General features: G+C 34.6%; 11 protein-coding genes. All 11 read left to right on the plus strand.

The annotated features are described in order from the left end of the window. The first annotated feature begins 346 nt into the window (after nt 1–346). The 11 genes from hydA to ACJDUG_RS02310 all read left to right on the plus strand — a co-directional run bounded on the left by hydA (nt 347) and on the right by ACJDUG_RS02310 (nt 15042). A complete protein-coding gene (gene hydA, locus ACJDUG_RS02260) occupies nt 347–1738 on the plus strand; it encodes a dihydropyrimidinase (protein WP_406768255.1) in 1392 nt (463 codons plus the stop codon). 2 nt (nt 1739–1740) lie between these two features. Further along, a complete protein-coding gene (gene xdh, locus ACJDUG_RS02265) occupies nt 1741–4353 on the plus strand; it encodes a selenium-dependent xanthine dehydrogenase (protein ID WP_406768257.1) in 2613 nt (870 codons plus the stop codon). 130 nt (nt 4354–4483) lie between these two features. Then, a complete protein-coding gene (gene guaD, locus ACJDUG_RS02270; RefSeq protein WP_406768258.1) occupies nt 4484–5767 on the plus strand; it encodes a guanine deaminase in 1284 nt (427 codons plus the stop codon). Nucleotides 5768–5829: 62 nt separating this feature from the next. Then, nucleotides 5830–7356 (plus strand): NCS2 family permease, encoded by a 1527-nt coding sequence (locus ACJDUG_RS02275; RefSeq protein ID WP_406768259.1) that lies wholly within the window; start codon nt 5830–5832, stop codon nt 7354–7356. Nucleotides 7357–7551: 195 nt separating this feature from the next. Then, entirely contained in the window at nt 7552–9081 is a 1530-nt protein-coding gene (locus ACJDUG_RS02280) for a methyl-accepting chemotaxis protein (RefSeq protein ID WP_406768687.1), read from the plus strand. Nucleotides 9082–9245: 164 nt separating this feature from the next. After that, the gene (locus ACJDUG_RS02285) at nt 9246–9821 is read left to right on the plus strand and encodes a TetR/AcrR family transcriptional regulator (RefSeq protein WP_406768260.1); all 576 of its coding nucleotides are present in this window, start codon (nt 9246–9248) and stop codon (nt 9819–9821) included. A 227-nt stretch (nt 9822–10048) separates the two neighbouring features. Continuing rightward, nucleotides 10049–11233, plus strand: a complete 1185-nt coding sequence (dpaL, locus tag ACJDUG_RS02290) for a diaminopropionate ammonia-lyase (RefSeq protein ID WP_406768261.1) — start codon at nt 10049–10051, stop codon at nt 11231–11233. Nucleotides 11234–11471: 238 nt separating this feature from the next. Beyond that, complete coding sequence (locus ACJDUG_RS02295; protein ID WP_406768262.1) at nt 11472–12314, plus strand: FAD binding domain-containing protein; 843 nt, start codon at nt 11472–11474, stop codon at nt 12312–12314. 36 nt (nt 12315–12350) lie between these two features. Then, nucleotides 12351–12815, plus strand: coding sequence for a (2Fe-2S)-binding protein (locus tag ACJDUG_RS02300; RefSeq protein WP_406768263.1), 465 nt, complete (start codon nt 12351–12353; stop codon nt 12813–12815). Nucleotides 12816–12826: 11 nt separating this feature from the next. After that, entirely contained in the window at nt 12827–14074 is a 1248-nt protein-coding gene (locus tag ACJDUG_RS02305) for a xanthine dehydrogenase family protein molybdopterin-binding subunit (RefSeq protein ID WP_406768264.1), read from the plus strand. 29 nt (nt 14075–14103) lie between these two features. Then, entirely contained in the window at nt 14104–15042 is a 939-nt protein-coding gene (locus ACJDUG_RS02310) for a xanthine dehydrogenase family protein molybdopterin-binding subunit (RefSeq protein ID WP_406768265.1), read from the plus strand. The last annotated feature ends 17 nt before the right edge of the window (nt 15043–15059 follow it).

Below are 15059 nucleotides of genomic sequence, written 5' to 3' on the forward strand. Positions count from 1 at the left end.
ACAATTAACAATTAACAATTAACAATTAACAATTACAATCAATAATGAAGAATGAAGGATGAAGAGTGAACAATGACTATTTTGGCCAAAGTAACAACTCTTCCTTCATCATTCATTGTTGTTCTTTCATGGCTCATTTTTATTAAAACTAAAAGTAAAGTATATTGCCCAAGTAATTTATCAACTTGTATCATTATAATAAGTAGATTATCATATTTTCAATGTAATTATTGTATCTATAATTATATTGAAAATATGATAAATTAATACACTTTGTAAATTTTATCAAAGTTAAGTACCATTAGCAAAGCAAACTACATAAAAGAATAAGGGAGGAATACATTTAATGGGTATAGTAATTAAAGGCGGTAAAATAGTAACAGCATCGGATATCTATGAAGCTGACATAAGAATTGAAGGAGAAAAAATTGTTTCTATAGGTACTAATCTTGAAAATCAAGGTGATGATATTGTAAATGCTAAGGGCTGTATTATTATGCCTGGTGGTATAGATACTCATACCCATTTCGATTTAGATGTAGGTGTAGTAACAGCAGATAACTTTCTAAGCGGAACTAAGGCAGCATTAATGGGCGGAACTACAACAATATTAGATTATGCTTGCCAAAATAAAGGACAAACCTTAGAAGAAGCACTGAAGGATGAACATAAAAAGGCCGACAACCTTTGCTATTGTGATTACGGTATTCATATGGGCATTACTGATTGGAATGAAAAGGTTTCAAATGAAATAGATAATATGATCAAAGAAGGAGTTACTTCTTTTAAATTATATATGGCTTATAAAAAGACACTACAGGTTGAAGATGGAGTTATTTTTAAAGCCTTAAAAAGATGCAAAGAAGTAAATGGACTTATAGGCTTTCATTGTGAAAATGGAGATATTATTGAAAACTTAGTAAATGAAGCGATTGAGTCAGGTAATACTAGTCCGTATTTTCATGCTGCCACACGACCAGCACTAGTTGAAAATGAAGCTATTACTAGAGTACTTCAGCTTGCGGAATTGGCAGAAGCTCCTGTATATGTGGTTCATTTGAGCACTGGAGAGGGACTTAAAACAATTATGGAAGCAAAGAAAAGAGGAGTAAAAGTTTTTACAGAAACCTGCCCTCAATATTTATTACTTGATGATTCATTATATGGTGATAAAGATAGCAAAAGCTTTGAAGGGGCAAAATATGTTATGTCTCCTCCTCTTAGGAAAAAAGAGGATCAGAAAGTTCTATGGGATGGAATTATGTCACATGAAATTTTAACCATAGGCACTGACCACTGCTCATTTAATTTTAAAGGACAAAAAGACTTAGGAAAAGATAACTTTAGTAAAATTCCAAATGGCTCACCTGGAGTTGAAAATAGAATGGCTCTTATGTATACCTATGGAGTTATGGAAGATAAAATTAACTTAAATGAAATGGTTGCCTTAACTTCCACCAATGCAGCAAAAATATTTGGTATGTTCCCACAGAAGGGAACCATAGCAGTCGGCAGTGATGCTGATTTAGTAATATGGGATCCAAGTTATACTACCATAATAACTGCTGAAAAGCAGACTCAAAATGTTGACTATAATCCATATGAAGGCTTTAAACAAATAGGAAGACCTTTACATGTGTTTTTAAGAGGAACTAAGATGGTTTCTAATGGAAAGCTTTTCACGGAAAAACCTGAAGGTAAATATCTATATAGAAAAACATTCAATGGGAGGGAATAGACATGTTTCATGTAAATATTAATGGCAAGGATTATCAATCAGACACTGATAAGGTATTAATGGATTTTTTAAGAGATGATTTAAAAATTACGTCTGTTAAGAATGGTTGTAAAGAAGGTGCCTGTGGAACTTGCAGCGTAATTGTTGATGGAAAGACAGTTCGTGCATGCATTCAAAGACTTTCAAAATTATCTGGTAAAAAAATACAAACTATTGAAGGTTTTACTGATAGAGAAAGAGAAGTATTTGTCTATGCTTTTGCTGCAGCTGGAGCTGTACAATGCGGCTTCTGCATTCCTGGAATGGTTATTTGCGGTAAATGTTTAATTGATCAAAATCCTAATCCAACTAGAGATGATGTCAAACAAGCTATACGTACTAATATATGCCGCTGCACTGGCTATGCTAAAATAGAAGAGGGAATTTTACTAGCTGCAAAAATGCTAAGAGAAAACTTAGAAATACCAGAGCTTAAACAAACAGGAAAAGTAGGAGAGAGAACCTGCAGAGTGGATTCCCCTAAAAAGACCCTTGGAACAGCAAAATATGCAGATGACTTTGAGTTTAGTGGCATGCTATATGGTAAAAATGTATTCAGTAAGTTTGCACGAGCAAAAGTACTCTCTATAGATATAGATGAAGCACTAAATATGCCGGGAGTTATTGCAGTATATACTGCAAAGGATATTCCAGGTAAGAGATATATCGGTCACTTAGCACAAGATTGGCCTGGTATGATTGATACGGGAGAAGAGACGAAATGCATTGGAGATACTCTTGCAATGGTTGTAGCAGAAACAAGAGAACAAGCAGCTGCAGCTGTAGGTAGTGTTAAAGTAGTATATGAAGAACTAGAACCAATAAAAACTCCACAGGAGGCTGCTCAGAATGGAGCGCATCAAGTACATGGTGAAGGCTTTATGCTTTTTGGAAAGTTTAGAATTCCAGAAAATAATTTATTTGACCATGAAGAGGTAAAGCGAGGGGATGCAGAAGCTGCTCTTAAAAATTGTAAATTTGTAGTAGAAGAAACATTCCATTTTCCTCCGACAGAACATGCCTTCATGGAAACAGAAACTGCTATTGGTATCCCAGATGGGGATGGTATTAAGGTTATAACAGGCGGTCAAGGTATTTATGATGAATACCATGAAATTAGTAATTATCTGGGGATTTCTTTAGATAAGGTAAGAATTCAAAGCGCAGTTGTTGGAGGGGGTTTTGGCGGAAAGGAAGATATGAGCGTTCAGCATCAAGCTGCATTGTGTGCATACCTTACGAAGAGGCCTGTTAAAGTATCCTTTACTCGTCAAGAGAGCATAAATTATCATCCAAAACGCCACGCTATGGATATTTACTGCAAAATTGGCTGTGATGAAAATGGTATAATTCAAGGAATTAAGGCTAGAATCACATCAGATACTGGGGCCTATGCCTCACTTGGAGGACCAGTTCTACAAAGAGCTTGTACACATGCCGGCGGTCCTTATAACTATCAAAACGTGGATATTGAAGGTAATGCTTACTATACAAATAACCCTCCGGCTGGGGCTTTTCGTGGATTTGGTGTAACTCAATCCTGCGCTGCTGTAGAATGTCTTATTAATCAGCTTGCAGGAAAATCAGGACTTTCAGGTTGGGAGTTTCGTTATAGAAATGCCATTAGGCCTGGACAGGTTCTTCCAAATGGACAAATAGCAGACAAAGGGACTGCAATGGCAGAGACTTTAGAAGCTGTAAAAGATGATTTTGAAAAATACGAAGCAGATCCAAATTATTATGTAGGAATTGCTTCAGCTATGAAAAATGCAGGTCTTGGAGTGGGTGTTATTGATGTAGGGCGCTGTAACCTAAAAGTAGTAGATGGAAAAGTTCATGCTAGATCCTCAGCTGCAGCTATAGGTCAAGGGGTACAAACTATACTTTTACAAATGGTATGTGAAACTACAGGCTTAAAACCGCAGGAGATAGTGATAGAACATCCTGACACAAACTATACCCCAGACTCTGGAACGACTACTGCTTCCCGTCAAACAGTATTTGCTGGAGAAGCAGCACGTAGATCCTCTAGCGAGTTAAAAGCTGATTTAAACAGCGGCTATACATTAAAGGATTTGGAAGGAAAAGAATATATTGGTGAATATGCACCTCAAACTGACCCTATTGGTTCTCCAAAACCTAATCCAGTAAGCCATGTTGCCTACGGATATGCAACACAACTTTTTATAATGGATAAGGAAGGAAAAGTTGTAAAGGTTATTGCAGCACATGATATAGGAAAAGCTATCAATCCTCTTTCTGCAGAAGGCCAAGTAGAAGGCGGAGTTGCAATGGCTCTTGGATATGCCTTAACTGAAGACTTTCCTCTAAAAAATGGTGTGCCTCAGGTAAAACTTGGAACCTTAGGTATATTTAAAGCACCTCAAATGCCAGAGGTTGATGTAAGGTTAATAGAAAAAAATACTTCTGATATAGCTGCTTATGGTGCTAAGGGGATTGGAGAAATTGTAGTTACAATGGGTGCTCCGGCATGTCAAAATGCATACTATAAAAAAGATGGTATCTTTAGATTAAATTATCCACTTGAAAATACTTACTACCGTAAGAAAAAATAATGAATATACAGAAAATACTAAATTTTGTTGAAATATTCCGTATTATAATATATAATAAAACTAACTGATTAGTTAGTTTTATTATTTTTTTGAATTTTATTAGATAGGTTTATTTAAAGGGGGATTTGTAATGAAAAATATGTTTGCTGTTAAAGGCAATATTATTTTTACAAAGGAATTTGGGGTTTACGAGGTTCTCGAAAACGGTTTCATAGTTGTTGAAGACAAGTATGTTAAGGGTGTCTATTCTAAATTAGGCAAAGAGTACGATAATATCAAAATTATTGATTACGGAAACTCAATTATAATACCTGGCTTTGTTGATATTCATTTACATGCACCGCAATTTGCAAACCTAGGTTTGGGACTAGATAAGGAATTAATGCCTTGGCTTGAATCCTATACTTTTCCTGAAGAGGCTAAATACTCAAATATTACCTATGCAAAAAAGGTCTATTCTAGATTAATAAAGGAACTTTGGAAATTTGGAACAACTAGAGCCTGTGTTTTTGCAACAATACACAAGAATTCAAGCAAACTGCTAATGGACATGTTTCATGAAAGTGGGTTAGGTGCTTTTGTGGGTAAGGTAAACATGGATAGAAATTCCCCAGATTATTTAGTAGAGACAACAGAAGCTTCACTTTTTGATACGGAAGAAATATTGAAGGAGTATTCTTCTAAATATAGCTTAGTCAAGCCAATAATTACCCCTAGATTTGTTCCAACCTGCAGCACTAAGCTGCTTAAAGGACTTGGGGTTTTAGCAGAAAAATATAAGGTTCCAGTGCAATCACACTTATCAGAGAACATTGGAGAAATAAGTTTTGTAAAAGAGCTGCATCCAGAGGCTAAAAATTATGCAAGCATCTATAATGATGCTGGTTTATTTGGTAATACTCAAACAATAATGGCTCACTGTGTTTTAGTTGATGATAATGAAATAGATTTAATGGTTAAAAACAAGGTTTTTGTTGCCCACTGTGCTAATTCAAACTCTAATTTGACAAGCGGCATAGCACCAGTTAGAAAGTTTATCAATAAGGGTATTCCAGTAGGCCTTGCGAGCGACGTATCTGGTGGACACAGCTTATCAATGATGGATGTTATTGTTAGTAGTGCTCAGGTATCAAATTTGAAATATATTGAAAGTGATAGAAATGATAAACCTCTTAATACAGCTGAATTGTTCTACTTAGCTACAAAGGGCGGTGGAAAATTCTTTGGCAAGGTAGGAAGCTTTGAGGAAGGCTATGAATTTGATGCATTAGTAATTGATGATAGCGATCTTCCAATCTTTAAAGCTTTAAGTATAGAAGAAAGATTGCAGAAGTTTATTTATACTGGGGATGACAGGAATATTAAGGAAAGATATGTGGCAGGCGATAATATTAGGGAGCCAAAGTTTATTTAGCCTAGAATTCCTAGAATTAACGGGTTTTAGGGATTAAAATATAATTTATAGGGGGTTATTTTATGAAAACAGACTTAAACGAAAGTCAAAATTCCTTCTTGGAAAAATTTTTCAAGTTAAAGCATTATGGTACTAACGTAAAAACCGAAATCGTAGCTGGTCTTACTACATTCTTTACTATGGCCTACATTATATTCGTAAATCCGAGTATTTTGAAGCTAGCAGGAACAGCAGACAACCCTTTTAACCCAGCAGGTATTTTCGTTGCAACAATTATATCAGCTGCTGTGGGTACACTTGTTATGGCTCTTTTTGCCAACGTACCTTATGCACTTGCACCGGGTATGGGACTAAACGCATTCTTCACATTTACTGTTTGTGGCATTATGGGCTTCAGATGGCAGGAAGCTTTGGCAATGGTATTTATTTGTGGTGTTGTAAACATCATCATAACTGTAACAGGTCTTCGTAAAATGATTATTCGTGCATTGCCACCAGTGCTGCAAAAAGCTATAGGTGGTGGTATTGGGCTTTTCATAGCTTATATTGGTATTAAGGATAGTGGTCTTTTAAAATTTACATCTGATCCTGGCACTTACCTTTTCCTAGGCAAAACTCCTGCAGATGCAACTGTAATTGCAAATTCATCTGCTGTTCCAGCACTTGTTAACTTCTCCAATCCGTCAGTACAATTAGCACTATTAGGAGTTATTATAATTGTTGTACTTATGATTTTAAGAGTTAGAACCGCAATTTTAATGGGTATTATATCTATAACTGTTATCTGTTATATTGAAATTTTAAGTGGTGTTAACCCTACAGTATTTGGTTTCCATGCACAAAACGCTCATGACTTTTTCTCATCAGCAAATATTACACTAAGTGGTATTGGAAATTCTATCGGGGCAGTTAAAGACACAGCTTTTAAAATGGATTTTACCGGATTATTTGCTAATGGCACTAAAACTCTTCTAGCAATAACTGCTATGGTTGCTTTTATACTTACTGATATTTTTGATGCTCTTGGAACATTTATTGGTACAGGCCGTCGTTCAGGTATATTTGATGCAGAAGATGAAAAGCTTATGCTTGAAGGCAAAGGAATTAAATCACGTTTGGATAAAGCTCTGTTTGCCGATCTTAGTGCAACAATTGTAGGTTCACTTTTCGGAACTTCTAATACTACTACTTATGTTGAAAGCTCAGCAGGTATTGCTGCTGGTGGTAGAACAGGCTTAACCTCAGTTGTAACAGCAATTATGTTTGTTGTATGCCTCATTTTGGCTCCTATAGTTGGTATTATTCCAACAGTAGCAACATCTCCTGCATTAATAGTTGTTGGTATTCTAATGATGTCTTCAGTTGGAGAAATTGATTGGAAGGACTTCAGTGTAGCAGCAGTTGCATTCTTAACAATGGCACTAATGCCATTTACTTATAGTATAACAACTGGTATTGCCTTTGGATTTATAAGCTATGTTTTAATAGCTGTCCTTAAAAAAGAAACAAAGGATGTCCATCCTGTCATTTATTTCTTTACTGCTCTGTTTATTTTGAACTTTATATTGTTGGCTGTTAGAAATATATAAAGAATTATTCAAAGACAGATGTAAGAACTGCATCCTATTATATATGTTTTAGCGATGTTGTTTACCTTAAGATTTATTACTATCGCTTGAATAGGTAAGTTCTATATATAATTTAAACTGTGGAGGGAATGCATCTCGCATGTCCCTCTATAGTTGTATCTAGGAAAATTAAAAGGGGGAGTCTACTTGGTAAGAATGCTAATTCTTATTGTATCCTTTGGAGTATCTTTTGCTATCACTTCACTGCTTAATTTAAAAGATACAAATGCTCTGCTAGTGTTTGGTATATTAAATTTTATTTTTTCTTTAATTTTAATGTATGCAAATGATAAAATCCTTAGTAAAACTAAAACTTTAAATGCAAGCAATACAACTCAAGACACTTCTTTCATGGAGGATAAGGAACTTAGAGAGCACTTTAAAATGATACTTCATAATAGTATTGATCTAAATAACGCTATGATAGGTATTAAAGCTGCATCAACTGAAGGTGGCAATGCAGCTGAGCAAATAGCAGAAAACACTTTAAGTATAGCTCATGAAAATAAAGAACAATTGATTATTGCAGATGAAACCTTGGACAATTCTAATAATATAGCGGAAATGATTTTATCTGTATCAGAATTTGCAAGTAATGCCAGCAAAGCTTTCGGCAATTCTACAAAATCTTCAGTTGAAGCTGGGACTTCAATAGAAAGATTAGTTAAAACTATGCAGGAAATTGAAAAAACCTCTAAACAAGCCTCAAATAAAATTAATACATTATCAGAAAAATCTCAAAGGATAGAAAATATTATTTCCTTCATTACAAGTATCGCAAGTCAAACAAACCTTTTATCTTTAAATGCAGCTATTGAAGCAGCAAGAGCAGGTGAACATGGAAAAGGTTTTGCTGTAGTAGCAGATGAGGTTCGTAAATTATCCGAACAATCAAATAAAGCAGCTATAGAAATCAGCGGCATTATTGAAGAGATTAAGAATGATATAAATTCCTCTACTATATCTTTTGAACAGGTTACAGACTATGTTTCAGAAGGAGTGGAGGCTACATATAAAACTGGAAGCTTATTAAAGGAAATGCTGAAAGATTTTAAAGATACTGGAAAACAGACGGAGGAGATGCAAAGCTTATTGCAGAATGCTGTTATGAGTAGTAAAACTGTTCAAGGCATTTCAAAGAAAAACAGAGAAATGGCACATACTACAGCAGAGGCAACCGAACAAATTGCAGCTGCATCAGAGGAACAAAACAGTTCCTTAGAGGAAATTAATAGCAATATTGAAGTCATTACACAATTATCAGAGGAAACAAAGCAGCATATTGCTTCTGCTGTAATGGATAAAATTATGTACAATAAGACTGTAGAATTTATGAAAAGAGTTAAAAATAAAAAGGATTTTGATGACTCGCTTTCAGGAATGCAGAAGCTTGCAGTAGAATTTGGAGTTGATGAAATAGATTACTCTGACACAAAAGGAGTTTTAATCTGTTCCAATCTTGCTTCTGGCGTTGGGCTTGATATCTATGATGTTTTATTAAAATATGAGAACTTTGATTTAGAAAAATATTTATTTAAAGACAGGAATCCCTATTCCGCAAGTGCCTTAAGAATTAGCGCAAATACAGGACAGTTATTTAAGTATATGATGGTTCCAGACTTTGATGAGAAAGTAATTTATCAGGTTGGATTATCCTATGAATCTCTGCTTAAACTTTTAAATTAGTATTAATAAAGTTAATGTATATTATACCAATAATATACATTAACTTTTGTTAAGTATATTGATATTTCTAACCACTTATTTTAAAATAGTTATTGAGACTGACCGATTAGTTAACGAAATGAATACATAGGACAATATAGAGACATATGGAAAAGGAGTTACTTATGCCAAAGGATATTGAGAAAAGAATATTAGATGCTGCTATGAAAGTAGTAGCCACGGAAAAAATAAGTGGTACACGAATGCATATTATTGCAAAAGAGGCTGAAATGAGCCAAGCAAATCTGCATTATCATTTTTCCTCTAAGAATGATATAATGATGGCCCTATTAGAGAACCTACAGGAGAGGTTTTCTGAAGAGCGTAAAAATTATATTGATATTGAGAATAAAACTGCAATTGAGAATATAAGAGGTTTTTTTAATCAAAAGAAAAATGAAATTTTAAATAAAAAAGAACTAGATTATGCACAGTTTGATTACTGGGTACAGGGAACCGTAAATGAGGAAGTAAGGGAAGAGTTTCAAAACACCTTTAATATATGGCGTAAATCTATTAGTGATGTTTTAGTAAAGGGAAATACAAAAGGTGAAATCTTCTTAAAAAATATAGACATGTTACCTTATATTATGTTGTCTTTGATGCTAGGCGCATCACTTCAATATCTTATTGATGAAGGGAAATTTGATTTAGATGAGTATTTTAAACTAGCTGAGAAACTTTTATTAGATGAAAATTAATTTAAAGTCTATTGCACTGAATAAACGTATACCATTATCAGCAAAGGGAGTGTTAAACTTTTATTAACTGATGTGTTATGGGTGTATTCAGTGTTTTTTATTTTTATAAATGTGAAAGGATTTATTGACAAAATAGATGTAAAAACTTAAAATATAATTAGATTAACTAGTCAATCAAATTTTAAGAATAAAGTGACTAGTTATACAAAATTACGGGGGTGGCATTAATGAAGTGGGTAGTAAATAAAAATAAAAGCAACAAAATAGAAAAGCCAATAATAAATGGAAATACTCTATTTGAGGTTAAAAGCTTTCATGAAAGTATTAAGGAATATGAGCAAACACCACTAGTTAGATTAAAGAAAATGGCTGGATATTTAGGCTTAGCTGAAGTGTTTGTTAAAGACGAATCCTTTCGCTTTGGGTTAAACTCTTTTAAGGTGCTTGGCGCATCCTATGCAATAGGGAAGCATTTGGCACAAAAATTAGGAAAAGATATTTTTGAAGTTCCTTTCCCAATATTAAAATCAGATGAAATAAGAGAGGAACTTGGGGAATTAACACTTACAACTACTACAGATGGAAATCACGGCAGAGGAGTTGCTTGGATGGCTAAGCAGCTTGGGTACAAATCAGTTGTTTTTATGCCTAAAGGAAGTACTCAAAACAGAGTAAATCATATAGCTGAAATGGGAGCAGAAGTAAGCATTACTGATTGGAATTATGATGATACTGTTAGATATACCTCAGAAGTTGCTCAAAAAAATGGCTGGGAAGTAATTCAAGATACTGCTTGGGAAGGCTACGAAGATGTTCCAAAGTGGATTATGCAGGGGTATTCTACAATAGCACAAGAAATCATTGAACAGCTACAAGGAGTAAGACCAACACATATATTCTTGCAGGCTGGTGTAGGAGCTTTTGCTTCAGTAATTGCAAGTATATTTATATCAATATTTAGTAAAAATCCACCTAAAATCATTATTGTAGAACCAGAAAAAGCTGATTGTTTCTATAAGTCAGCACTAGCTGGAAAGGTTGAGCCTGTAACTGGTGAACTTACAACCATAATGGCTGGTCTTGCTTGTGGAGAACCTAATCCATTAGGCTGGGAAATTCTAAAGGAATGTACTGATGTTTTTGTATCAGTTCCAGATTGGGTAACTGCAAGAGGAATGCGTATTCTAGGAAATCCTTTAAAAGGTGATGCAAGAATTATCTCAGGAGAATCTGGAGCAGTTACTGCAGGATTATTATCAGTTATTACAATTGATGATAAATATAAGGAGTTAAAAGAAGCAATAAATTTAACTAGTGATTCTAGAGTATTAGTAATAAATACAGAAGGAAACACAGATACAGAAGTATACAGAAGAATTGTATGGGATGGAGACTATCAAAGCATTCTATAATATTAAAATTAGACCTTTCTTAAAATAATAGATTTTGAGAAAGGTTTTTGTATATACATAATATATACAATTTATAAATTTTATAATGTTTAGAATATTGACTAAATTGCCTCATTATTATAGAATTAGATTGACTAGTTAATTAGGTGATAATTAGTGATAATAAAGGATACCGGCACATAATTTATATTAAGATAATAAAGGCTATTTAAAGTTTTTAAAGGGGGTAAGAATTAAGGTGCTTAATTTTTTAAAGCCAAATTCTATTGAAGATGCTAAAGCTATGCTTAATGAATATGCAAATTCTAAGCTTTTAGCAGGGGGCACAGATCTGACACTTGATCTAAAACGAGAAAAGCTTACCACAGAAAATATTATTGACTTAGGTAAGATTACTGAACTTAAGGCAATAACTGAGGATGCAGCTAGTATAACGCTTGGAAGTATGGTTACTTTTACAGAAGTTTTAGAAAGCAGTATTATTAAAAATAATTTTAATTCACTTATTGAATGCGCAAAAAATATGGGATCTCCTCAAATTAGAAATGTGGCAACTATAGGCGGAAATATAAGTAATGCGGGATCTGCTGCTGATGTAGTTCCATGTGTAATATGCCTTAATGGAATACTTGAAATAGAGTCTATAAATGGGACAAGGCGTATAAGCTGTGAAGACTATTTTAAAAATTATAAAACAGAAAAACTAAAGGGAAATGAAATATTAATAGCCATAAAAATTCCTAAAACAAAAGAATTAAGCGGATTTTATAAACTTGGTAAAAGAAACTCCTTAGCCATTGCAAGAGTAAGTGCAGCTTTGAGTTTAAAAATAGAAGAAAATACTATAAAAAACATTTCAATATGTCTTGGTGCGGTTGGAAGATATCCTTTTAGAGCGGCAGAGCTTGAAAGACAAGCTTTAGGGAAAAACAAGGAATGGTTATATTCTGAGGAACCTTTAAGTCTTCTTGAAAACGATGTCTTTGAGAGTATTAAAGGAAGGGCTACAATGCCCTTCAAAAGGGAAGCAATAAAAGGGGTATATAAAGAAGCACTTAGAACAGCACTTGAAAGCAAATAAGTATGCTTTTAATAATCCGAGTGGGGTGAAAATAATATGAAGGTAACTATAAAAGTTAATGGAAAAGATTATACTAGGGAAATTGATCCATTACTAAGGTTAATAGATTTTTTAAGAGATGAAATTAAGCTAAAGGGTACTAAGGAAGGCTGTGGAGAAGGTGAATGCGGAGCTTGTACTGTAATTTTAAACGGTAAAACAATAAATTCTTGTATTATACTAGCAGCAGCATGTGATGGTGCTGAAATTATTACAATTGAAGGAGTAAGTGAGGATGGCATGGATCCTATTCAACAAGCTTTTTTAGAGGTTAACGCTGTTCAATGCGGCTATTGTATTCCAGGAATGGTGCTAAGTACAAAGGCCCTACTGGATAAAAACCTAGATGCTGATGATGAGGAAATTAGAGAAGGTATAGCAGGAAACCTATGTAGATGTACGGGGTATGAGAAGATAGTAGAAGGCATTAAACTTGCCCAATTAAAGATTAAGAATAGTTAGGGGGGATTTCTTTGAGAGCTGTTGGAGAAGGTTTTATAAGGCCGGATGCCTTAGATAAGGTATTAGGAAAAGCTGTTTATCCTGATGATATAGAATTTGAAGATATGCTTTATGCTGGAGTTAAAAGAAGCACTATAGCCTATGGAAAGGTGCTTAGCATAAATATTGAAGAAATAAGAAAGCTACCAGGTGTAGAAGCTGTTATTGATTACAGCATGCTTCCTGGAGCAGATTCTCATGGGGTTATTTTTAAAGACATTCCAATTTTAGTAAAAGATACAGTTAAAAGAGTTGGAGATGCATTGCTCCTTGTTGTTGCAAAGGATAAGCAATCCTTAGCAGCTGCACTTAAAAGTGTGAAGGTTGAATATGAAGAATATAAAGGCATATTTACAATAGAGGATGCATTAAAAGAAGATGCGCCAATTCTTGGTGACGGTAGTAATATACTCTATGACATAAAGGTTAAAACTGGGGATGTTGAAGAAGGCTTTAAAGAAGCAGCATACATTGCTGAAAATTGGTACAGCACACAAATGGTGGAACATGCCTTCCTTCAGCCAGAGGCCTGTGTTGCAAAATATGATGAAGCTGGGGTTATGGAAATTTACGTAGCAACTCAGTATCCTCATTATGACAGAGAGGAAGTTTCTAGATGCCTTAAGCTTACAGAGGATAAGGTTAGAGTAATTAATACTTCTATAGGAGGAGCCTTTGGAGCGAGAGAGGATATTAATCCTCAGTGCCATGCAGCTGTGGCAGCTTACATTACAAAGAAGCCTGTTAAAATAGTTTATTCAAGAGAGGAATCTACAACGTCTCACAGTAAGCGCCACCCAGTTAAAATGTATTATAAAACTGGGGTAAGATCTGATGGAAAGCTTTGTGCCTTAAAGGCCAGAATATATGGAGACACAGGAGCTTATGCTTCCTGGGGCATGAATATATTAAGAAAATCTGCTATGCATGCCACAGGACCATATGTTATTCCTAATGTTGATATAGAAGCTATGGCAATATATACAAATAATCCATTTTGCGGTGCTATGAGAGGTTTTGGCGCAGCACAGGTCCCAATAGCCTATGAAGGCCAAATGGATATACTAGCAGAAAAGCTTGGCATGCACCCGCTTAAATTTAGACACATCAATGCCTTTGAGGTAGGAAGTATTACTGCTTCAGGGCAATGTTTAAAAAGCAGTGTAGCATTAAAGAAGTGTATAGAAAAAGTAGCTGAAATAGACGATATAGATTTGTAAGATATATTAATAAGAAGGGGGCAGTTAAATTGAAGAGAAGAGGAGTTGGATATGCTTCTGCTTTTTATGGAACTGGCTATGGTAATGGCTTTCCAGATGAATCAAGAGCTACAGCCGTTCTTAATAGTGATGGGAAAATAATAATATATGTAGAAGTATCAGATGTAGGTTCAGGCGGTATAAGCGTCATGTGGCAGATTGCAGTCGAAACCTTAAAGATAAGTGAGGACTTAGTTACAATTAAGTATAATGACACTAACTTAATGCATGATTCAGGAACAGCAGCTGCAAGCAGACAAACATATAATACTGGTAATGCAGTTTTAAACGCTTCAAGAAAGTTAAGGGAAAATATGGAGCTAGCTATTAAAGACAGTTCCATAAAGATAGAAAATACAAACTTAGGTTTAATTTACAAAGAAATGACAAAGAAGGGGATAGATACAAGAGCTGAGGGGTACTTTAAAGCAACTACTTCACAGGTAAACCTAGAAACGGGACAAGGTAATCCTTATTGGCCTTATAGCTTCGGAACTCAAAAGGTAGTTGTGGAGGTAGATGACGAAACTGGAAAGGTAGATGTAATAGAAGCTGTTGTTGTTAATGATGTAGGTAAGGTTGTAAATCCGGTATTAGCTGAAGGTCAAGCTATCGGGGGCCTAGCTATGGGTATTGGATATGCAATTATGGAAGAGGTTAATGTAAATAAAGGAGAAATTAAAAACAAGAATTTCTCAGATTACATTATACCTACCAGCAAGGATATTCCTAAAGTTAAATCTTATTTCGTAGAGGAAATAGAAGAAAGTGGACCTTATGGAGCTAAAGGATTAGGAGAACCTGCTATGATACCTACTGCACCTGCAGTTTTAAATGCTATATACGATGCTGTAGGTGTTAGGATATATGACATGCCTGCAACCTGCGATAAGTTATTGCTAGCTATAAAAAATAAAAACAATAAATAATGATGAAAGTGAATTAA

Source organism: Candidatus Clostridium stratigraminis, from assembly GCF_045310675.1.
In the GTDB taxonomy this organism is placed as follows: domain Bacteria; phylum Bacillota; class Clostridia; order Clostridiales; family Clostridiaceae; genus Clostridium_AT; species Clostridium_AT stratigraminis.

Coding starts and splice junctions, on each gene's coding strand:
- xdh (WP_406768257.1), top strand. CDS start 1,741: ATGTTTCATGTAAATATTAATGGCAAGGATTATCAATCAGACACTGAT.
- dpaL (WP_406768261.1), top strand. CDS start 10,049: ATGAAGTGGGTAGTAAATAAAAATAAAAGCAACAAAATAGAAAAGCCA.
- ACJDUG_RS02300 (WP_406768263.1), top strand. CDS start 12,351: ATGAAGGTAACTATAAAAGTTAATGGAAAAGATTATACTAGGGAAATT.
- ACJDUG_RS02285 (WP_406768260.1), top strand. CDS start 9,246: ATGCCAAAGGATATTGAGAAAAGAATATTAGATGCTGCTATGAAAGTA.
- hydA (WP_406768255.1), top strand. CDS start 347: ATGGGTATAGTAATTAAAGGCGGTAAAATAGTAACAGCATCGGATATC.
- ACJDUG_RS02275 (WP_406768259.1), top strand. CDS start 5,830: ATGAAAACAGACTTAAACGAAAGTCAAAATTCCTTCTTGGAAAAATTT.
- ACJDUG_RS02280 (WP_406768687.1), top strand. CDS start 7,552: ATGCTAATTCTTATTGTATCCTTTGGAGTATCTTTTGCTATCACTTCA.
- guaD (WP_406768258.1), top strand. CDS start 4,484: ATGAAAAATATGTTTGCTGTTAAAGGCAATATTATTTTTACAAAGGAA.